Here is a 19,709-nt window from a genome sequence, read left to right on the forward strand (position 1 = left end):
GCAGGGGAGAACCAGGGGCTTACCGGCCACCCTCCTGGTAGCCGACGACGCCCCGTTCGTTTTAATTGACGGCTAGCAAGGTACGCTAAACGATCGTCCCCGTCTTGCCAAGGGGGTCGCGCCCCTCCATTCCCCTGATCACGTGGCGGGCGAAGCCGCTGCCCGCCTCGTCATAGACGTTGAACACGGCGTCCACCCCCTGCTCGCGCAGGGAGTCGATGTCGTCCTCGAAACGGACGATGGCGGCTATCTTGCCGGTGAAGCCGTGGCTGCGCAGCTTCTCGATGGCATAGAGGTTGCCGGAGTGATGGGGCATGGCCAGCAGCACCAGGTCTATCTGGTTGGAGATGAGCACCTTGTCCCAGAAGTCGGTATCGGTCGCGTCCCCCTCTATCACGTTCATGTTGCGCTCGCGCAGCCCGGGCAGTTTGCCGTGGTCGTTCTCCACCCCCAGGATGACGGGGCCGTACTTGTTCTCCAGCTCGAAGTAGGCGCCCTGGCCGATGCGGCCCATGCCGAGGATGATCACCTGGGCGTCGCCCAGCTCGATGGGCCTGTCTTCCGGGTGCAGCTCGCTGGCCTGCAGGCCGCGCAACCAGTTGCCGAACCTGTGGTATATCCGCTCGCTCTGGCCATTGAGGGGGGCCGAGATCATGAAGCTGGCCGCCAGCGCCAGGGAGAGGGTCACCAGCCACTCATGGGAGAGCCAGCCCGCCTTGGCGGCGATGGCGGCGACGATGAGGCCGAACTCGGAGAAGTTGCTCAACGCCAGGGTGGAGAGCAGCACGGTGCGTACCCTCAGGTGGGCGCCGCTGTAAACCAGGTAATAGAGCGCGCTCTTGAACGGCAGCGCCAGCACCAGGGCCAGGGCTATCCACATGGCATCCTGGGTCGGCAGGCCGTTGAGTCCTATGGTCAGGAAGAAGCAGATGAGGAAGAGATCCTTGAGGGTGAACAGCGCCTTGGCCAGCCCGGCGGCGGCGGGGTGGGAGGCCAGCATCATGCCGATGATCAGTGCCCCCAGATCCGGTTTGAGCCCCACCACCTCGAACCCGGCGGCCCCCAGCACCAGGGCCAGGAAGACCCCAAACAGCACCTGCAACTCCCCGTGACCGGCTCGCTCGAGCAGCCGGCACAGCAGGGGGCGCAGGAGGGGCAGCCCCAGGATCCACAGCGCCCAGATGCTCGGCAGCTTGCCGCTGGAGATGGCGAGAAAGGCGACGGCGAAGATGTCCTGCATCACCAGCACCCCGATGGCGAGGCGCGCATAGAGGGCATTCATGTCGCTGCGCTCCTCGAGCACCTTGACCGCGAAGACAGTGCTGGAGAAAGAGAGGGCAAACCCCAGCAGCACGGCGAGTTGCCAGCCCAGGGACATGGCCAGCGCCATGCCGAGCCCCTTGCACACCAGGAGCACCAGGGTAAACAGCAGGGTGGAGAGCAGCATGTGCAGGCTGGCGGTGCCCCACACATCCCGACGTAGCAGGGTATGCACATCCAGCTTGAGCCCTATGGTGAACAGCAGCAGGGTGACCCCGAGATCCGCCAGCTCTGCCAGGGCCGGGGTATTTTCATACCCCATGCCATTGAGAATGAAGCCGGCGGCGAGGAAGCCGAGCAGGGGAGGCAGGCCAATCAGGTTGACCAGCATGCCGCAGACGAATGCCACGGCGATCAGTACAGGTTCCATACAATTACCATCTTCCGGGCCTGGGCCCGCAACACATGAGGGATGGGCGGCCCGCAGGGGCCGCGCCGCCATCGGCCGACCTAGACGATGTCGATATCGACCACGGAATTGAAGATGTGGTTGGGGCTAAAGGGCATCTGCTCTATGTCGGCCACCTTGCTCACCCCTGACAGCACCAGCACGGTTTCCAGACCGGCCTGGAAACCCGCGAGGATGTCGGTGCGCAGGTTGTCACCTATGATGAGGGTGTTGTCGGAGTGAGCCTCCATCCGGTTCAGCGCCGCGCGAATGATCCAGGCGCTCGGCTTGCCGACATAGAAGGGCTTCTTGCCGGTCATCCGCTCGATGGGGGCGCACAGGGCGCCGCAGGCCGGGTACATCATGGGGCCGTGGGTGTCCGGATTGGTGGCGATGAAGCGGGCGCCCTGGGCGACAAACTTGGCCCCCAGCTGCATCATGGACCAGTTGTAGTTGCGGGTCTCCCCCACCACCACGAAGTCGGGGTCTATGTCGGTGATGGTGAAGCCAGCCTTGTAGAGCTCGTGGGTCAGGGCCCCTTCTCCTATCACATAGGCCTTCTTGCCATCCTGGCGCTTGAGGAAATCGGCGGTGCCCATGGCGGAGGTATAAAAGCTCTCCTCCGGCACCGTTATCCCGGCCGCGCGAAAGCGGTTTTGCAGGTCTTTCTGGGTCTGGGCCGGATAGTTGGTGAGGAACAACAGCTTGCTGCCCTGTTCCAGCAGGCGATGGACGAAGAGATCGGCCCCCGGGATGAGATCGTTGTTGTGCAAAATGACGCCGTCGATGTCACAGATGACGTTTTTCTTCATGGAAACTCCTTCAGGGGCAGGGATGAGGCAGAGACATTCTTGCATGTCTTCAATCGGTTATGGTTTTTTGTGCCGCCATTATAAGCCCCTTTGATGACAAGGTGTGACAGCAATCGAGCCAAACAGCCCCTTGTGGTTGGCTCGGCCAGGGCGCCGGCCTTTGCCGAGACGCAGGGGGAGAGAGAGAAGGAGTCGATCATGGACGAGTTTATCGCTGGGCTGCCCAAGCTGGAGCTGCACCTGCATATCGAGGGCACCCTGGAGCCGGATCTGATGCTGCGCCTGGCCGCGCGCAACGGCATATCGCTACCCTGGGCCGATGAGAGGAGCGTGCGCGCCGCCTATGAGTTTGACGGCCTGCAATCGTTTCTCGATCTCTACTACCTGGGGGCCAGCGTGCTGGTCACCGAGCAGGATTTCTTCGACCTCACCCGGGCCTACCTGGCGCGCTGCGCGGCGGAGGGGGTGGTGCATGTGGAGATCTTCTTCGATCCGCAAGCCCATACCGCTCGCGGCATTCCCTTCGTCACCGTGCTGGCGGGCATCGAGCGGGCGCTGCGGGCCGGGGAGCGGGAACTTGGCATCAGCTGGCGCCTCATCATGAGCTTTTTGCGTCACCTGAGCGAGGAGGCGGCGTTCGCCACCCTGGAGCAGGCCATGCCCTCGCTCGACCGCATCCACGGCATCGGCCTGGATTCGGGGGAGAGGGACAACCCGCCCGCCAAGTTTGCCCGGGTCTTCGCCCGCGCGCGGGAGCTGGGGCTGCCGGTGGTGGCCCACGCCGGGGAAGCAGGGCCGGCCGACTACATCTGGCAGGCCATCCGGGAGCTGCAGGTGCGCCGCATCGACCACGGGGTGCGCTGCGCCGAGGATCCCGAGCTGCTGCGTTACCTGGCCGACACCCGGCTGCCCCTCACCGTCTGCCCCCTCTCCAACGTGCGGCTCAAGGTGTTTGGCACCATGGCGGATCACAATGTACTGACCCTGCTGGAACAGGGGCTGTGCGTCACCATCAACTCCGACGATCCGGCCTATTTCGGCGGCTATCTGACCGCCAACTTCCAGGCCCTGGCCCATGATCTCGGCGCCAGCATGGGCCAGCTCTGCCGCCTGTCTCTGAACGCAGTGGAGGCGAGCTGGCTCGGTCTGGCCGACAAGGCGCGGCTGACCCGGGAGATCAGGAGCCATGCCGCCTGCCACGGGGTCAGCCTCTACTAGCGCCGGCACGGCAGGATACGGCAACGTCCGCCAGAGATGGCGGGCGTTGCCGTCATGGTCGGGCCTGGCCTCAGGCCGATTGCGGCTCTTTTGACTCCTGGTAGGTCGGGTAGTCGGTCAGTCCCTGCTCGCCGCCGCCAAACAGGGTGGCGGGATCGTGGGGGGCCAGCGGATAGCCGTGGCGCAGCCGGTTCGGCAGATCCGGGTTGGCCACGAAGGGGCGACCGAAGCCTATCATGTCGGCCCAGCCCGCCTCGAGGGCGGCCCGTGCCCGAGCGCCATCATATTTGCCCGCATAGATAAGGGTGTTGGGGAAGGCATCCCGCAGTCCCTGCTTGAAGCTCTGCGCCATCAGGGGGGCGTCATCCCAGTCCGCCTCGGCCACGTGCAGATAGGCGACATCGAGCCCTCCCAGCAGGCGGGCGGCGGCCAGATAAGTTTCCTGGGGGTTGGCATCCACGGTGCCGTTGAGGGTGGTGAGCGGCGCCAGACGCACCCCAACCCGGTCGGCGCCGATTTCGCTGCTGACCGCCTCTGTCACTTCTTTCAGGAAGCGCAGCCGGTTCTCCAGGGCGCCGCCGTACTTGTCGGTGCGGGCGTTGGACTCGGAGTCGAGGAACTGGTTGATGAGGTAGCCGTTGGCGGCGTGCAGCTCGATGCCGTCAAATCCCGCTTCCATGGCGTGGCGAGCGGCCTGGCGGAACTGGCCCACCACGGCGTCGATGTCGGCCTGGGTCATGGCGCGGGGGGTGACCGTCTCCACAAACCCCGGGGCGTCGCTGCCATTGTCCACAAACACCTTCACCCCCTTGGCCTGGATGGCGGACGAGGAGAGGGGCTGGGCGCCGCCGATGTTGTCCGGGTGGGTGACCCGGCCCACGTGCCAGAGCTGGGCGAAGATGACGCCGCCCTTGGCGTGCACCGCGTCGGTCACCTGCTTCCAGCCGGCCACCTGCTCGGCACTGTGGATCCCCGGGGTCCAGGCGTAGCCCTTGCCCAGGGGGTCTACCTGGGTGCCTTCGGAGATGATGAGACCGGCCTCGGCGCGCTGGGCGTAATAGGTCGCCATCATGGCATTGGCCACATCGCCGGGCTGGCTGGCACGGGAGCGGGTCATGGGGGGCATGACGATGCGGTTGTTGAGATGCAGCTGGCCCAGGCGCAGCGGGCAGAACAGGGGATCATGGTTCATTTGGCGTTCCTCATGGTGGGAGTGGGGCCACTCTAACGATCCTCATCATTGGGATAAACCCGGGTATTTACATAAGAGTGCTGCGCTGATGGCAACAATGGGGAGATGGAGGAGGTGGAAAAGAGGAGAGGGGACGCGGCACGTTCATCCATTGTGTTGGATGGGGTGGCGTCAGGAGAGGTGGGGGCGCCGCCTCGCATGTCGGCGGCTGATCACGCGGGGCTATGGGCCCCGCGTTGCATCAGGATGGCTGGCGCCGGATCAGAGCCAGCGCTTCTCGCGGGTGAAGCAGACCGAGAGCCAGGCATCCCCCAGGGTATCGCCGAGGCGGGACCAGAGCTCCTGGCGCAGGGCATCCTGGCGCTCGATGGGCCACTCCTGATCCGGGGCCACCAATATGTTCAATTCCAGATCGAAGCGGCGGCCGCTTTTCGCCAGATGGCTGTAGCATTCGATGCCATGGCGCTGGCGCAGGGCATCAATCTCGCGCTCGACTCGCGCCGAGACGTCCCCCTTGGGGGCGATTTTCAACACTTCCCGCAGGTTGCGGCCGAGCACCTTGATGGGGATCAGGGTGGCGCACAGGGCGAGCAGGGTGACCAGCACGGGGTCTATGTAGCGGTTGTACTGGCCATAACCCATGGCGTCGAGGCCGATGGCGACCACGAAGCCGATGAGCAGGGTGGCGCTGAGCAGGGTATCCACCAGCCACTCCTTGGCGTCCACCCGCACCAGCTCGGAGCCGACTCGCTCGGCGACCGCAGACTCGACCCGATAGATGATGGCGCAGAAGAAGGTGGAGACGGCGGCATAGATGAGGGCGTGACCAAGGTCTATCTCCCGTCCCCCTTCGAGCAGGGAGGTGATGCCACTATGGAGGGCGCCGAGGCAGAGCAGCAAGATGATGGCGCCATTGATGACGTTGGTGATGGGCTCGAAGTGGGCGTAACCGTACTGGAAGCGGGCGTCCGAGGGGCGGGTCACCAGGTAGGCGGTGATGAGCCCCAGGCCCGTCATGCCCATGCTGAACAGGGTGAAGATGCCATCGAGCATGATGGCGTTGGAACCGACCAGGAGGCCATAGCCAATGCCGAAGATGGCGAAGCCGATGCAGCCAAACAGCGACAGGGTCAGCGCCTGTTTCTCTGTGTTGATCAACGTACTGATAACATGGCTGTAATGAGCCATAAATGTCCTCCTTTCAAATGGTAAAGATTGCGCGCGCAAGCGGTTTTCTAGCTGATATACTGCCCGCTCACATGTGAGCGGGCTGGCCCCATGGTTCTGAAAACCAGAGCACCCTGAAGAGGTGAGCCAGGCCAGTCGTTGTCGCCGGCGTGCCGGCATCAAGCAAAGGATGGGAACAAGGATTCATGATCCCGAGACTCGATTACCAGGACAGTTTGTCACCTACAACCCTGCAGTTTCTTGAGTTGCTGGCGCGATCAGCATTTCGTGGTGATATCGAAAAGTCTTATGCAAGCCGGCTCGCCATGGCGACGGATAACAGCGTCTATCAGGTGGTGCCTCAGGCGGTGCTCTATCCGCGCAGCGCGGATGATATCGCCACCCTGCTCAAGCTGGCACAGGGTCCCGAGTACGCCACCTTGAGTTTCTTCCCTCGCGGCGGCGGCACCGGCACCAATGGTCAGTCCCTGGGCGGCGGCATTATTGTCGATCTCTCCCGCCATATGAACCAGATCCTGGAAATTAATCTGGAGCAGGGCTGGGTACGGGCCCAGGCCGGGGTGGTCAAGGATCAGCTCAACGCCTACCTCAAACCTCACGGCTACTTCTTCTCGCCGGATCTCTCCACCTCCAACCGCGCCACTCTGGGCGGCATGGTCAACACCGACGCCTCGGGGCAAGGATCCCTGGTGTACGGCAAGACCTCGGATCACGTGCTGGGCCTCAAGGCCGTACTGGAGAATGGCGACATCATGGCGACCGAGCCGGTCACAGGTGCCCGGCTGGCGGACAAGCTGGCCCTCGAGAGTCGGGAAGGGGAGATCTATCGCACCCTCTATCGCATCGGCAAGGAGAGGCGCGCCGACATCGAGGCCACCTTCCCCAAGCTCAACCGCTTTTTGACCGGGTACGATCTCAAGCACCTTTATCAGCCCGACAGCGACACCCTGGACGTGAGCCGGGTGCTGTGCGGATCTGAGGGGTCCCTCGGCTTCATCACCGAGGCTCGCCTCAACATCACCCCTATCCCACGCTATCGCACCCTGGTCAATGTCAAGTACGACAGCTTCCCCTCGGCCCTGCGCAACGCCCCCTTTATGGTGCAGGCCCAGGCCCTGTCGGTGGAGACGGTGGACTCCCGGGTGCTGGGGCTGGCCCGTGCCGACATCATCTGGCACTCGGTGAAAGACCTCATCCAGGATGTGCCGGGCAAGGACTTGCAGGGGCTCAACATCGTCGAGTTTGCCGACACCGATGAGGCTGAGCACGAGATCAAGGTGGCCGAGCTGTGCCGGCGCATCGACGGCCTGCTGGCCAAGGGGGAGGCGGGGATCATCGGCTATCAGGTGTGCGACCACCTGCCGAGCATCGAGACCATCTACGGCATGCGCAAGAAGTCGGTGGGGCTGCTCGGCAACGCCGAGGGGCGCAAGAAGCCGGTGGCCTTCACCGAAGACACCGCAGTGCCGCCGGAATCCCTGGCGGACTTCATCATGGAGTTTCGCGCCCTGCTGGACGGCCACGGCCTCGACTACGGCATGTTCGGCCACGTGGATGCGGGGGTGCTGCACGTGCGCCCGGCGCTGGATTTGTGCGACCCCGAGCAGGAGGTGCTGCTGCGGCGCATCTCCGACCAAGTGGTGGCGCTCACCGCGAAATATGGCGGCCTGATGTGGGGCGAGCACGGCAAGGGCTTTCGCTCCGAATACAGCCCCGCTTTTTTTGGCGAGCTGTGGGAGGAGCTGCAGCGGGTCAAGGGGGCCTTCGATCCCCATAACCGCATCAACCCGGGCAAGATCTGCATACCCTATGGCAGTGGCGCCGAACTGGTGTCGGTGGACGGGCCCAAGCGCGGCAAGTTCGACCGCCAGATCCCGATCGCGGTGCGCGAGAGCTACACCCGGGCGCTCGATTGCAACGGCAACGGCCTGTGTTTCACCTTCGAGACCGACTCCCCCATGTGCCCCTCGGTCAAGATCAGCCGCGACCGCCGCCACTCCCCCAAGGGGCGGGCCGGGCTGATGCGCGAATGGTTGCGCCAGTTGTCTGAGCAGGGTTTCGACCCCCTGGCCGAAGAAGTCGCGCTGCAAAGCGGTGGTCTGCGCTTCAAGCAGATCGTCGACAAGTTCCGCAACACCCTGGCCCGTGCCCGCGGCCAGTATGACTTCTCCCACGAGGTGATGGAGGCGATGGAGGGGTGCCTGGCGTGCAAGGCCTGCACCAGCCAGTGCCCCATCAAGGTGGATGTGCCCACCTTCCGTGCCCGCTTCATGCAGCTCTACCACAGCCGCTATCTGCGCGGCCCCAAGGATTACTTCGTGGGCACGGTAGAAAGCTATGCGCCCCTGCTGGCCAAGGCCCCCAAGCTGGTCAACTTCTTCCTGGAGAAAGAGTGGGCCCAGAAGGCGACCGAGAAGAGCATCGGCATGGTGGATGTGCCGCTGCTGAGCATCCCCACCCTGGCCGAGGAGCTGCGTGATCACAAGGCCCGCTATTTCGATCTGCCGGGCCTCGAGGCAATGAGCCCCGAGCAGCGCCAAAAAGTGGTGCTCATCGTGCAGGATCCCTTCACCAGCTACTACGACGCCCCCGTGGTGCGCGACCTGGTGAAGCTGGCCAGCAAGCTGGGTTATCAGCCCTACCTGCTGCCGTTCAAGCCCAACGGCAAGCCCCAGCACGTGAAGGGCTTCCTGCGCGCCTTCGCCCGCACCGCCGCGAGCGGCGCCCAGTTCCTCAACAAGATGGCGGCGCTGGGCATCCCCATGGTGGGGGTGGATCCCTCCCTGGTGCTCTGTTATCGCGATGAGTATGTGAAAGCCCTGGGCCCCGCCCGCGGCGACTTCCAGGTGTTGCTGCCCCAGGAGTGGCTGCTCTCTCTTCCGGCCCCGCAAGTCAGGGCCGCAGCGAAAGCGCCGGAGCAGGCCGAGCCCTGGTATCTGTTTGCCCACTGCACCGAGAAGACCACCAAGCCCTCGACCCACGGCGATTGGGGTACCCTGTTTGGCCGCTTCGGCGCCCAGTTGCAGCCGGTGTCGGTCGGCTGCTGCGGCATGGCCGGTACCTATGGCCACGACGCCAAGCAGGTGGAGCACTCCAAGGGCATCTATGGTCTGAGCTGGGCCGAGCCCCTCGCCCGTCTGCCCAAGGAACGCTGCCTTGCCACCGGTTATTCGTGCCGCAGCCAGGTCAAGCGGATGGAGGGGGAGAAACTCAAGCATCCGCTGCAGGCCCTGCTGGAACTGCTCTGATGCTGTGTTTCCCCAAGGGATTTCGGGTGCCCAAGGCCTATCGGCACCCGCACTTTCTGCTGTTGCCCGCCACCCCGTCCCAGGCCGTGGTGGAGTTCGTCGCCATGCTGCGCGAGCGCGAGCAGCTCCACCAGCTGTTTCGCCCGAACGATGCCTGGCCCTCCGCCAACTTCAGCCTGAGTCAGCACGAGGACGATCTGGCGTGGCAGCGCTCGGAGTTTCTCGCCAAGCGCTCCTTTGCCTATGGCCTCTGGAGCCCGGACAGGGAGCCCCAGTTCTGGGGCGGGGTCTATCTCTATCCCTCGGTGCTGCCGGAGGTGGAGGTGGAGCTCTTCTTCTGGAAACAGGCCGAGGCCCCCATCACGGATGCCGAGCTGGAGGCCGAGCTACGCGCCTGGCTGGGCAAGGTGTGGCACTGGCATCATCCCTGTCTGCCCGGGCGAGGGGTGCCCTGGTCTCAATGGCCCGGTACCAGCTATCCATGGTGAGGCGATGCGCCGCCGCCCTCCGTCATCCGATCCCGGACGCAGGCCTCTGGCCCGCGTCCTCACTTTGTTAAGCACCCAGTACAGGACAAGAGCCCATGAGCGATGCGATGACTCCCATCTGGCAGCAACCCCTGACGTTGGCGGGACTCAATGCCAGCTCCCGCAACACCCTGATGGCCCACCTCGACATCCTCTACACCGCCTTTGGCCCCGACTGGCTCGAGGCCACCATGCCGGTGGATCACCGCACCCATCAGCCGCTGGGCATGTTGCACGGCGGCGCCTCAGTGGTGCTGGCGGAAACGCTGGGATCGCTGGCGGCCAACATGGCGGTGGGGGAGGAGAGCTATTGCGTGGGGCTGGAGGTCAACGCCAACCACCTGAGAGCCAAGCGGGAAGGGGTGGTGACCGGGCGCTGCTCGCCGCTCCATCTTGGGGCGACCACCCAGGTGTGGCAGATAGAAATAAGAGACGAACGAAGCCGTTTGCTCTGCACCAGCCGCTTGACGGTCGCCGTGCTCAAACACAAGCGGGACAAGGGCTAAGGCGCCGCTCGACCCGTCATCACGCACCATGACCGAAAAATAAGCAAGCCATAGTCGGGAGATCCCTCTATAATTGCCAACGTCTTGAGACACCTATCACATTTTTCAAGACAGCAGAACAAAGTGGCGCTATAATCGCCGCCTTTTGCTATTCCGCGGTGTTTAGCCGCCTGCCTTAATCTGGAAGAATCTATGTCTGATACCGAACAACTGCCCCTTTTTAGTGAGCTTGGACTGGCCGCGCCTGTATTGAAAGCGCTGCAGGACGTGGGCTATGAGCGCCCGTCACCGATCCAGGCCGCAGCAATTCCCCACCTGATGGCGGGACACGATCTGCTGGGGCAGGCGCAAACCGGTACAGGGAAGACCGCTGCTTTTGCCTTGCCTCTGTTGTCTCGTCTGGAAGCTGGTAACCGTAACACCCAGATTTTGGTGCTGGCACCGACCCGTGAGCTGGCGCTGCAAGTTGCCGAGGCGTGCCAACGTTACGCCAAGCACATGCCTGACTTCCATGTCCTGCCCATCTATGGTGGTTCCTCCTACGAAACCCAGACCCGCGCCCTGCGCCGCGGTGCCCAGGTGGTCGTCGGTACCCCGGGCCGCGTGATGGATCTGATCCGTCGCAAGAACCTGGATCTGTCCGGCCTGAAAGCCCTGGTACTGGACGAAGCTGATGAAATGCTGCGTATGGGCTTCATCGACGACGTGGACTGGATCATGGAACAGTGCCCGGCCACCCGTCAGGTTGCCCTGTTCTCCGCCACCATGCCGGACCAGATCCGCCGTGTTGCCCAGAAGCACCTGAAGCAGCCCAAAGAGATCAAGATCATCACCAAGACGTCCACTGCACCGACCATCCGCCAGCGCTACTGGCAGGTAACCGGTCTGCACAAGCTGGACGCCATGACCCGTCTGCTGGAAGTCGAGCCGTACGAAGCCGTACTGGTCTTCGTGCGCACCAAGAACGCCGCCGAAGAGCTGGCCGGCAAGCTGGCCGCCCGTGGCCACGCCTGTGAAGCCCTGCACGGTGACATCCCGCAGAAGCTGCGTGAGCGTACCGTCGACAAGCTGCGCCAAGGCCAGCTGGACATCCTGATCGCCACCGACGTGGTCGCCCGTGGTCTGGACGTCGAGCGCATCACCCACGTGGTGAACTACGACATCCCCTACGATACCGAATCCTACGTTCACCGTATCGGTCGTACCGGCCGTGCCGGTCGCAAGGGCGAGGCCATCCTGTTCGTGGCGCCCCGTGAGCGCCGCATGCTGCGCGCCATCGAGCACGCCACTCGTCAGGCCATCGAGCCGATGAAGATGCCGAGCACCGAGGACATCAACCAGCACCGCATGACCAAGTTCAAGGAGCGCATCCGGGAAACCATGATGGGCGAAGAGCTTGAGATCTATCTGAACCTGGTGAACGAGCTGATCGAAGAAGATTCTGCCGATCCCCTGGAGCTGGCCGCCGCCCTGGCCAAGCTGGTACAAGGTGACCAACCCCTGCTGCTGGATGACTCCATCCCGGATCCGCTGCTGAACGCCGGCAACGATCGCGGTGGCTTCGAGCGTCGTGACTTCAACGACCGCGGTGGCCGTGACTTCGCTGACCGTGGCGATCGCCCGGCTCGTCGCATGCCGTCCCTGGAGCCGCGCCCGCTCAAAGACAATCCTGACGTGGAGATGGAGCGTTACCGCGTAGACGTGGGTGCCCATCACGGCGTCAAGCCGGGCCAGATCGTTGGCGCCATCGCCAACGAAGCGAACATCGAGAGCCGCTTCATCGGCAACATCGACATCGCCGATGACTTCTCCACCGTCGATCTGCCCAAGGGCATGACCGCCGACGTGCTGGAAGTGATCAAGAAGGCCCGTGTCTGCCAGCGTCCGCTGCAGATCACCCGCTACACCGAAGTGCCGGCCGGCGGCAGCACGGGTGCCCCGCGTCCGTACCGCAATGACCGTCCCTTCAACAAGGACCGTCGTCCCAGCGGTGACCGCCCCTTCAACAAGGGTGGAGAGCGCCGTGAAGGTGGCTTCAACAAGGATCGCAAATTCGGTGGCAAGCGTCGCGACAGCTAAGCCCTGATACCCTGCCAAGAGGCCGCTCATCGAGCGGCCTTTTTTATGGCTGTCGCGGGCTTGCCCTGGGTGTCGCGATACACTCGGACCCCAGGGGAAAACGGCCGCCCCAATGAGACCACGGATGGGAGAGGCAGATGGAGAGACTGGGGGCGATGGAGGCCTTGGTGCTGGCGCTGGAGACCGGCTCTTTCTCGGCGGCGGCTCGCCGGCTGGGGCTGGGGCAAGCCGCCCTCTCCAAGCTGATTGCGCAGCAGGAGGCCAGGCTCGGCTCTCCCCTGCTGCGCTCGACCCGGGGCCTGACCTTGATCGAGCGGGGGGGGGGAGGTATTCCCCTGGCGCGCGCTACCAAGGCGGGGGGCGCGGTCAATGAATGACGGATGACGACAGGGGCACTCCTCACTCTATGGGCATGGGGAACCATCCTGGCAGGAAGGAGAGGCCGCTTCGGGTTGAAGCCGCCGCCATTTGTCCGTAGCCTGTATGGTTTTGGCGCGGCACAGAGGGGACGGGACATGGTGGCGACGAGGTGGCAAGGGGTGGTCTCCCCGCTGATGAGTCTGGTGATCTTCATCCTGGGTCACGGCCTGATGAGCACCCTGCTGACGGTGCGGCTCTCGGCCGAGCAGGTGGATGCCCAGGCCATCGGGCTGGTCTCTGGCACCTATTTCGCCGGTCTGGTGCTCGGCTCCTTCGTCAATGCGCGCCTCATCATACGGGTGGGCCATATCCGCGCCTACGCGGCCTATGCCTCCCTCATCTGCACCCTGACCCTGCTCCACGGCCTCATCGTCGATCCCTGGATCTGGGCCGGGCTGCGCCTGCTGGGGGGCTTTGCCACCGGGGGCCTGTTCGTGGTGCTCGAATCCTGGATGCTGGTCTCCAGCACGCCGCGGGACAGGGGCAAGCTGATGTCCCTCTACATGATACTGCTCTACGGGGCCCTGGCCGCCGGTCAGCTGCTGCTCAAGGTGATCGACCCCATGGTGCTGGCCCCCTTCGCCCTGTGCGCCATGGCCGCTTCCCTCTCGGTGATCCCCCTGGCCCTCTCCCGGGTCGCCATGCCCACCATGATCCAGCCCCAGCAGGTGGGCTTTTTCGAGCTGTTTCGCCTCACCCCGGCCGGGATGTGGAGCAGCCTGAGCTCGGGGCTCATCCTGGGGGCCATCTATGGCCTGCTGCCCCTCTATTTCACCGACAACGGCTATGGCCTGGAGCGGGTCGCCAACATGATGGCCGTGGTGATCCTGGGGGGCATGTGCCTGCAATACCCCATAGGGCGGGTGTCGGATCGCCTCGACAGGCGCCTGGTCATCGGCCTGCTGGCCGCGCTGCTCACCCTGGTCTCCCTGCTGATGGTGATCCTGCCGGCGCCTCAGCCCGACTGGCTGATGACGGGACTCATCTTCCTGTTTGGCGGCCTGGCCTTCTCCATCTACCCCTTGAGCCTCAGCCATGCCTGCGATGAGCTCAAGCCGGATCAGGTGCTGGGGGCCAACCAGGGGCTGCTGCTCGCCTACAGCCTGGGGGCCATGATAGGGCCTGTGCTGGCGCCGAGTGCCATCCAGCTGTTCGGTCCTCAGGGCCTGTTCGCCTATTTCTGCCTGTGCGGGGCGCTGTTGACCCTGTTTCTGATCTGGCGCCAGCGGGTGCGGGCCCCCGTGCCCCTGGCCGAGCATCAACAGTTCATCCCCGTGCCGCCCAACACCCCCATGACCGCCGAGCTGGAGCCCAGACCCGATGTGGAGCTGACCCAGGCGCAGGGCCAGACGAGCTGAGCCTGCCCCAGCAAGGTGCCTGGTATTGCCCTGGCATCCGCGATGGGATGGTGGGGCGGGCAAGCGAAACATCAACATATAAAGGAGTCGTCATGCAGACCGAGCTGGTGGCCATGAGCCAGGGGCAGTATGAGCGCTATGTGGCGCAGTCATGGCGTGATTACGCCGAGGAGAATGTGGCGACCGGGCGCTGGCCGCAGGCGGGCGCCCTGGCGCGAGCCAGGGCCGAATATGAGGCCCTGCTGCCTCAGGGGCTGGCGACCCCCTCCCAGCAGCTGTTCGCGATCCAGGATGGCGCGGGGCAGACGGTCGGCGGGCTCTGGCTGGCCATCCGCACCGCGCCGGATGGTCAGCGCAGCGGGTTTGTCTATGACATCACCATCTTGCCGGGCGCCAGGCGCCAGGGTCATGGTCGGCGCGCCTTCACCTTGCTCGAGTCCCTGGCCCGTGCCCAGGGATTGGTCAGCATTGGGCTCAATGTCTTTGCCAATAACCCGGCAGCCCTGGCCCTCTATCGCCGGCTCGGTTATCGGGTGACCAACCTGGCCATGAGCAAGGCGCTTTGACCCCGATGGCGGGGCGAGCGGGACCCGTCGTGCCAGCAAGAGGATAAAAAAAACCGGTGCCTGGGCACCGGTTTGCGATCGAGGGGTGAGGGATCAGGCCAGGGCCGGTTCCGCGTTCGCCACCTGGCTGGGCTCAGGGGTGCGAATGAGGTAATCGAACGCCCCCAGGGCGGCGGTGGCGCCGGCACCCATGGAGATGATGATCTGCTTGAACGGCACCGTGGTGGCATCCCCTGCGGCGTAGACGCCGGGCAGGGAGGTAGCCCCCTTGGTGTCGATCTCGATCTCGCCAAAGCGGGTCAGGGCAATCTCGCTCCCTTTGAGGAACTCGGTGTTCGGCACCAGACCGATCTGGACGAAGATGCCGGCCACCGCCAGGTGCTTGATCTCGCCTGTGGTGCGGTCCTCGTAGTCCATGCCCACCACCTTGCTGCCGTCACCGATCACTTCCGTGGTGCGGGCGCTCATGATGATGTCGATGTTGCTCATGGAGCGGGCCTTCTTCTGCAGCACCTCGTCGGCGCGCAGGGTATCGGCGAACTCCACCACGGTGACGTGCTCGACGATGCCGGCCAAGTCGATGGCCGCCTCGATGCCGGAGTTGCCGCCACCTATCACCGCCACCCGCTTGCCCTTGAAGAAGGGGCCGTCACAGTGGGGGCAGTAGGCCACGCCCTTGGTGCGGTATTCCACCTCACCCGGCACGTTCAGGTCGCGCCAGCGGGCACCGGTCGCCAGGATCACGGCACGGCTCTTCAAGGTGGCGCCGGAGGCGAGATCCACGTTGACGTAACCATCCTTGCTGATGGCGGCGGCGCGCTGCTCGGTGATCACTTCCACGCCGTACTGCTTGACGTGCTGCTCCAGGCTCGCGGCCAGCTTGGGGCCCTCGGTGTAGGGCACGGAGATGAAGTTCTCGATACCGACGGTGTCCATCACCTGACCACCGAAACGTTCGGCGACGATGGCGGTGCGAATGCCTTTGCGGGCGGCATAGATGGCCGCTGCGGCGCCGGCCGGGCCACCACCCACCACCAGCACGTCGTAGGGTGCCTTTTCGTTGAGTTCTTCAGCCTTGCGCTCTGCGGCGCCGGTATCGAGCTTGGCGACGATCTCTTCGAGCGAGGTGCGGCCCTGGCTGAACGGTTGACCATTCAGGTAGACGTTCGGCACCGCCATGATCTGACGCTCGTTCACCTCATCCTGGAACAGGGCGCCGTCGATCATGGTGTGGCTGATGCCGGGGTTCAGGGTAGCCATCAGGTTGAGGGCCTGCACCACGTCCGGGCAGTTGTGGCAGGAGAGGGAGATATAGGTCTCGAAGTGGAACTCGCCCTTGAGGTTTTTCACCTGCTCCAGCACGGCCGGATCGGCCTTGGAGGGGTGACCGCCGCTTTGCAGCAGGGCGAGCACCAGGGAGGTAAATTCATGACCCATGGGGATGCCGGCAAAGTGCACGCGCGGGGCTTGGCCTTGGGGCGCGATGCTCATGGAAGGCTTGCGGGCATTGCTGCCATCGGTCATGGCAATCTTGGGGGACATCTCGCTTATCTCTTGGCCCAAGGCCAGGAGTTCGGCGGATTTGTCGCTGTCATTGCCGGACACGCTGATCTCGATGGGATTGACGATGTACTGCAAGTAACCGTTGAGCTGCTGTTTGAGGTTGGTATCCAACATCTTCGAATTCCTTCTTGTAATTGCGGTCGACACTGTTTGCAGGCCGTGAGAATGCGCCTGGAAAGCAGGACAGAAAGTCATAGGCCAGAAAGCAGACCGGCCCTTGAATGGGCCGGTCTTGGAGAGCAGGAGGCTTAGATTTTGCCTACCAGATCCAGGGACGGGGCCAGGGTGGCGTCGCCTTCTTTCCACTTGGCCGGGCACACTTCACCCGGGTGAGCGGCAACGTACTGGGCAGCCTTGACCTTGCGCAGCAGCTCCAGGGCGTCACGGCCGATGCCACCGGCGTTGATTTCAACGATCTGGATGACGCCTTTCGGGTCGATGACGAAGGTACCGCGGTCAGCCAGACCGGCTTCTTCGATCATCACGCCGAAGTTGCGGGTGATGGCACCGGTGGGGTCGCCGATCATCGGGTACTGGATCTTGTTGATGGTGTCGGAGGTGTCGTGCCACGCCTTGTGAGTGAAGTGGGTGTCGGTGGAGACGGAGTAGATCTCGACGCCCAGCTTCTGGAATTCGGCGTAGTTGTCAGCCAGATCGCCCAGCTCGGTCGGGCAAACGAAGGTGAAGTCAGCCGGGTAGAAGAAGACCACGGACCACTTGTCTTTCAGGTCACGTTCGGAGACCTCAACGAATTTGCCATTGTGATAGGCGGTAGCGGTGAACGGCTTGATCTCGGTATTGATATAGGTAGACATCTATTTGCTCCTGTGAATCCCTGGTGCAACGATTTGCGACCCCGGGTTAGTTGACTTGGGCCATGATAGAGGCTGGTCCCAATCGATTAAAGCGGCAATTATCAATCGGGCAAATCTGTTTTTTAGATTAACCATCCTGCCTGTACCCAGGATGAATATACCGACCCATTATGAATAAACATATGTTTTACAAAGATAAGCTAGATGTTGCATCCCTCTTTGCCCAGCAGTCGGGGTGATGCGAGCTCACCTGAGCCGGGTGAGGAACCAGAGACATACTGCTCGTGGCACGGGGTCGGTTGCAAGGGGAAGCGCATCAGGGGGCAGGGGGGAAGGGGTGACAGATAAAAAAATCCCGGCGCAGGGGCCGGGCTATCAAAACAAGGAATGGCAATAAAAATAAAGACTTGGGGTGTGCAAACGTGCAGATGATGAGAGGAAGCTTGTTGGCTGCACACACCACAGGCACCCCCTCGGCAATTTTGCAGGGGGATAATAGTGTGACGAGCGTCACATTGCAACCCTGCTTTGTTGTTTTATTACCATTTAAGGCCGTTTTCTCGCTGGCAATGGCGATTAAATGGTCTTGTTATCGTTATTTCTGTAACTTTATTACTCTTTTTCAGGGCCGACTCCACTCGCCCTCATCCAGGCTGTCCGAGGTCGGTGGCTCACGCTCTTCCATCAGTTCCAGCAGATTGATGGCCACGGCGATGAAGTCCGACTCGGTGACGATGCCTATCAGCACTCCCTTGTCCTGTACCGGCAGGCAGCCGTATTTGTGGCGTTGCAGATAGAGCGCCGCCTCCTTGATGCCGGCATGGGGGCTGACGCTGGCCACCTTGCGGGTCATGATCTCCTCGAGGCGGACGCTGTCGGTGAACTCGGCCTCCCGCTCCGGGTCTATCAGCAGCAACTTGGACTCCCTAGTCGCCAGGATATCGGTGAGGGTCACCAACCCCAGCAGCTGTTGCTGTTCATCGACGATGGGGACGTGGCGGATCCGCTCCTGCTGCATCAGATCCATCGCCTGCTTGACGCTGTTGTCCGGTCCCAGGGTGAGGGGGTGCTCTGTCATTATCTCGCTCAGGGTCATCATGGGAGCCTCCTATGGCTGATGTCGAGTGCCTGAGTTCACCCTAGCCCAGGGGCCCGGGTTGCAACATGATCGGGGTCAAGGGGGAAGGGGATAGCCGGGTGAGGGGGACCGACGCGCCAGGCTGGCCTCTACCCCTTGTATCCCCTGTGTTTTTGGCCTTTTCGGTTGCCATGCCTGTGGGGGATAACTAGACTAGCCGCCGATCCTATTGCCAAGCCAAGTAGTCACGATGCAAGTATCCGATTTTTCCTTTGAGCTGCCCGACGCCCTGATCGCCCGCTATCCCATGAGCGAGCGCAGTGCCAGTCGTCTGCTGCAACTCGATGGCGACAGCGGCGCCCTGCGCCACGGCCAGTTTGTCGACCTCCTGGAGAGACTCAATCCGGGGGATCTGCTGGTGTTCAACAACACCCGGGTCATTCCGGCGCGCATGTTTGGCCAGAAGGCCAGCGGCGGCAAGTTGGAGGTGCTGGTGGAGCGCATGCTGGACGAGCACAGCGTGCTGGCCCATGTCCGCTCTTCCAAGTCCCCCAAGCCAGGTACCCGCCTCATCCTGGAGGGCGGCCCCGACGGGGAGAAGGTGGAGGCCGAGATGCGTGCCCGCCACGATGCCCTGTTCGAGATCCACTTCCTGGACCCCCGCCCGGTGCTGACTATCCTGGAGGCCATCGGCCACATGCCGCTGCCCCCCTATATCGACAGGCCCGACGAGGACGCCGACAAGGAGCGTTACCAGACCGTCTACAACGCCAAACCGGGCGCCGTGGCGGCGCCCACCGCCGGCCTGCACTTCGATGAGGCCATGCTCGAGCAGATCCGGGCCAAGGGGGTGGAGACCGCCTTCGTCACCCTGCACGTGGGGGCGGGCACCTTCCAGCCGGTGCGGGTGGACAAGATTGAAGATCATCACATGCACTCGGAATACGCCGAGGTGCCGCAAGAGGTGGTGGACGCCATCGCGGCGACCCGCGCCCGGGGCGGCCGGGTGATCGCGGTGGGCACCACCTCGGTGCGATCGCTCGAGAGCGCGGCCAGGGTGACCCTGGCCCAGGGCAAGCCGCTGGCGCCCTTTTTCAGCGACACCGACATCTTCATCTTCCCGGGCTACGAGTTCCAGCTGGTCGATGCCATGATCACCAACTTCCACCTGCCCGAATCGACCCTGATCATGCTGGTCAGCGCCTTCGCCGGGTACGACCACGTGATGGCGGCCTACCGGGCGGCGGTGGCCGAGCAGTACCGTTTCTTCAGCTACGGGGACGCCATGTTCGTCACCCGTCGCCGGGCGCAAGGCTAAGCCTCGCCCTTCAGAAGCCGTTCAGGGACACCTTGTCACTATCCTGGCCGGCTTCTTTGTCTCGGGTCCATCGGGCCCCCTGCTGTCAGACTGTTTCTCTGACTGAATCGAGG

General features: G+C 63.4%; 16 protein-coding genes. 9 read left to right on the forward strand and 7 right to left on the reverse strand.

Annotated elements, in window-relative coordinates; all coding sequences use genetic code 11:
• Positions 1-85 precede the first annotated feature (85 nt).
• A complete protein-coding gene (locus ACW5W4_RS04655; RefSeq protein ID WP_456688584.1) occupies positions 86-1,690 on the reverse strand; it encodes a cation:proton antiporter domain-containing protein in 1,605 nt (534 codons plus the stop codon).
• An 80-nt stretch (positions 1,691-1,770) separates the two neighbouring features.
• Positions 1,771-2,520, reverse strand: a complete 750-nt coding sequence (locus tag ACW5W4_RS04660; RefSeq protein WP_408796568.1) for an HAD-IIA family hydrolase — start codon at positions 2,518-2,520, stop codon at positions 1,771-1,773.
• Between the two features lie 198 nt (positions 2,521-2,718).
• Here ACW5W4_RS04660 and ACW5W4_RS04665 point away from each other — a divergent pair, with 198 nt between their 5' ends.
• On the forward strand, positions 2,719-3,738 hold the full coding sequence (locus ACW5W4_RS04665) for an adenosine deaminase (RefSeq protein ID WP_456688585.1): 1,020 nt from the start codon (positions 2,719-2,721) through the stop codon (positions 3,736-3,738).
• Between the two features lie 70 nt (positions 3,739-3,808).
• Here the strand turns inward: ACW5W4_RS04665 and ACW5W4_RS04670 are convergent, their stop codons facing one another.
• Positions 3,809-4,930, reverse strand: a complete 1,122-nt coding sequence (locus ACW5W4_RS04670; RefSeq protein WP_456688586.1) for an alkene reductase — start codon at positions 4,928-4,930, stop codon at positions 3,809-3,811.
• Positions 4,931-5,191: 261 nt separating this feature from the next.
• Complete coding sequence (locus ACW5W4_RS04675) at positions 5,192-6,118, reverse strand: cation diffusion facilitator family transporter (RefSeq protein WP_456688587.1); 927 nt, start codon at positions 6,116-6,118, stop codon at positions 5,192-5,194.
• Between the two features lie 185 nt (positions 6,119-6,303).
• Between ACW5W4_RS04675 and ydiJ the strand changes: the two genes are divergently transcribed.
• The 7 genes from ydiJ (at position 6,304) to ACW5W4_RS04710 (ending at position 14,822) form a co-directional block, all read left to right on the forward strand.
• Complete coding sequence (gene ydiJ, locus ACW5W4_RS04680) at positions 6,304-9,366, forward strand: D-2-hydroxyglutarate dehydrogenase YdiJ (RefSeq protein WP_456688588.1); 3,063 nt, start codon at positions 6,304-6,306, stop codon at positions 9,364-9,366.
• Positions 9,366-9,854 (forward strand): hypothetical protein, encoded by a 489-nt coding sequence (locus tag ACW5W4_RS04685; protein WP_427262259.1) that lies wholly within the window; start codon positions 9,366-9,368, stop codon positions 9,852-9,854. The genes ydiJ and ACW5W4_RS04685 overlap by 1 nt, the downstream gene beginning before the upstream one ends.
• A gap of 95 nt (positions 9,855-9,949) precedes the next feature.
• Positions 9,950-10,399: a hotdog fold thioesterase gene (locus ACW5W4_RS04690; RefSeq protein WP_456688589.1), complete on the forward strand. Its 450-nt coding sequence runs from the start codon at positions 9,950-9,952 to the stop codon at positions 10,397-10,399.
• A 192-nt stretch (positions 10,400-10,591) separates the two neighbouring features.
• The gene (locus ACW5W4_RS04695; protein WP_427262261.1) at positions 10,592-12,478 is read left to right on the forward strand and encodes a DEAD/DEAH box helicase; all 1,887 of its coding nucleotides are present in this window, start codon (positions 10,592-10,594) and stop codon (positions 12,476-12,478) included.
• A 137-nt stretch (positions 12,479-12,615) separates the two neighbouring features.
• Entirely contained in the window at positions 12,616-12,855 is a 240-nt protein-coding gene (locus ACW5W4_RS04700) for a helix-turn-helix domain-containing protein (RefSeq protein WP_456688590.1), read from the forward strand.
• 138 nt (positions 12,856-12,993) lie between these two features.
• Positions 12,994-14,256, forward strand: a complete 1,263-nt coding sequence (locus ACW5W4_RS04705; RefSeq protein WP_408796559.1) for an MFS transporter — start codon at positions 12,994-12,996, stop codon at positions 14,254-14,256.
• A gap of 92 nt (positions 14,257-14,348) precedes the next feature.
• On the forward strand, positions 14,349-14,822 hold the full coding sequence (locus ACW5W4_RS04710) for a GNAT family N-acetyltransferase (RefSeq protein ID WP_408796558.1): 474 nt from the start codon (positions 14,349-14,351) through the stop codon (positions 14,820-14,822).
• A gap of 93 nt (positions 14,823-14,915) precedes the next feature.
• Here the strand turns inward: ACW5W4_RS04710 and ahpF are convergent, their stop codons facing one another.
• The 3 genes from ahpF to ACW5W4_RS04725 all read right to left on the reverse strand — a co-directional run bounded on the left by ahpF (position 14,916) and on the right by ACW5W4_RS04725 (position 18,299).
• Positions 14,916-16,499 carry an alkyl hydroperoxide reductase subunit F gene (ahpF, locus tag ACW5W4_RS04715; protein ID WP_456688591.1) on the reverse strand — a complete coding sequence of 528 codons (1,584 nt, stop codon included), beginning with the start codon at positions 16,497-16,499 and terminating at the stop codon, positions 14,916-14,918.
• A 134-nt stretch (positions 16,500-16,633) separates the two neighbouring features.
• Complete coding sequence (gene ahpC / locus ACW5W4_RS04720; RefSeq protein ID WP_408796556.1) at positions 16,634-17,200, reverse strand: alkyl hydroperoxide reductase subunit C; 567 nt, start codon at positions 17,198-17,200, stop codon at positions 16,634-16,636.
• A 622-nt stretch (positions 17,201-17,822) separates the two neighbouring features.
• Positions 17,823-18,299: a CBS domain-containing protein gene (locus tag ACW5W4_RS04725; RefSeq protein WP_456688592.1), complete on the reverse strand. Its 477-nt coding sequence runs from the start codon at positions 18,297-18,299 to the stop codon at positions 17,823-17,825.
• A gap of 229 nt (positions 18,300-18,528) precedes the next feature.
• Between ACW5W4_RS04725 and queA the strand changes: the two genes are divergently transcribed.
• Entirely contained in the window at positions 18,529-19,596 is a 1,068-nt protein-coding gene (gene queA, locus ACW5W4_RS04730) for a tRNA preQ1(34) S-adenosylmethionine ribosyltransferase-isomerase QueA (RefSeq protein WP_456688593.1), read from the forward strand.
• Positions 19,597-19,709: the final 113 nt, after the last annotated feature.

This window comes from Aeromonas crassostreae (assembly GCF_054052445.1).

Excerpts from the sequence above, each read along its gene's own strand:
- ACW5W4_RS04655 (WP_456688584.1), bottom strand. The coding sequence starts at position 1,690 with ATGGAACCTGTACTGATCGCCGTGGCATTCGTCTGCGGCATGCTGGTC.
- ACW5W4_RS04660 (WP_408796568.1), bottom strand. The coding sequence starts at position 2,520 with ATGAAGAAAAACGTCATCTGTGACATCGACGGCGTCATTTTGCACAAC.
- ACW5W4_RS04665 (WP_456688585.1), top strand. The coding sequence starts at position 2,719 with ATGGACGAGTTTATCGCTGGGCTGCCCAAGCTGGAGCTGCACCTGCAT.
- ACW5W4_RS04670 (WP_456688586.1), bottom strand. The coding sequence starts at position 4,930 with ATGAACCATGATCCCCTGTTCTGCCCGCTGCGCCTGGGCCAGCTGCAT.
- ACW5W4_RS04675 (WP_456688587.1), bottom strand. The coding sequence starts at position 6,118 with ATGGCTCATTACAGCCATGTTATCAGTACGTTGATCAACACAGAGAAA.
- ydiJ (WP_456688588.1), top strand. The coding sequence starts at position 6,304 with ATGATCCCGAGACTCGATTACCAGGACAGTTTGTCACCTACAACCCTG.
- ACW5W4_RS04685 (WP_427262259.1), top strand. The coding sequence starts at position 9,366 with ATGCTGTGTTTCCCCAAGGGATTTCGGGTGCCCAAGGCCTATCGGCAC.
- ACW5W4_RS04690 (WP_456688589.1), top strand. The coding sequence starts at position 9,950 with ATGAGCGATGCGATGACTCCCATCTGGCAGCAACCCCTGACGTTGGCG.
- ACW5W4_RS04695 (WP_427262261.1), top strand. The coding sequence starts at position 10,592 with ATGTCTGATACCGAACAACTGCCCCTTTTTAGTGAGCTTGGACTGGCC.
- ACW5W4_RS04700 (WP_456688590.1), top strand. The coding sequence starts at position 12,616 with ATGGAGAGACTGGGGGCGATGGAGGCCTTGGTGCTGGCGCTGGAGACC.
- ACW5W4_RS04705 (WP_408796559.1), top strand. The coding sequence starts at position 12,994 with ATGGTGGCGACGAGGTGGCAAGGGGTGGTCTCCCCGCTGATGAGTCTG.
- ACW5W4_RS04710 (WP_408796558.1), top strand. The coding sequence starts at position 14,349 with ATGCAGACCGAGCTGGTGGCCATGAGCCAGGGGCAGTATGAGCGCTAT.
- ahpF (WP_456688591.1), bottom strand. The coding sequence starts at position 16,499 with ATGTTGGATACCAACCTCAAACAGCAGCTCAACGGTTACTTGCAGTAC.
- ahpC (WP_408796556.1), bottom strand. The coding sequence starts at position 17,200 with ATGTCTACCTATATCAATACCGAGATCAAGCCGTTCACCGCTACCGCC.
- ACW5W4_RS04725 (WP_456688592.1), bottom strand. The coding sequence starts at position 18,299 with ATGATGACCCTGAGCGAGATAATGACAGAGCACCCCCTCACCCTGGGA.
- queA (WP_456688593.1), top strand. The coding sequence starts at position 18,529 with ATGCAAGTATCCGATTTTTCCTTTGAGCTGCCCGACGCCCTGATCGCC.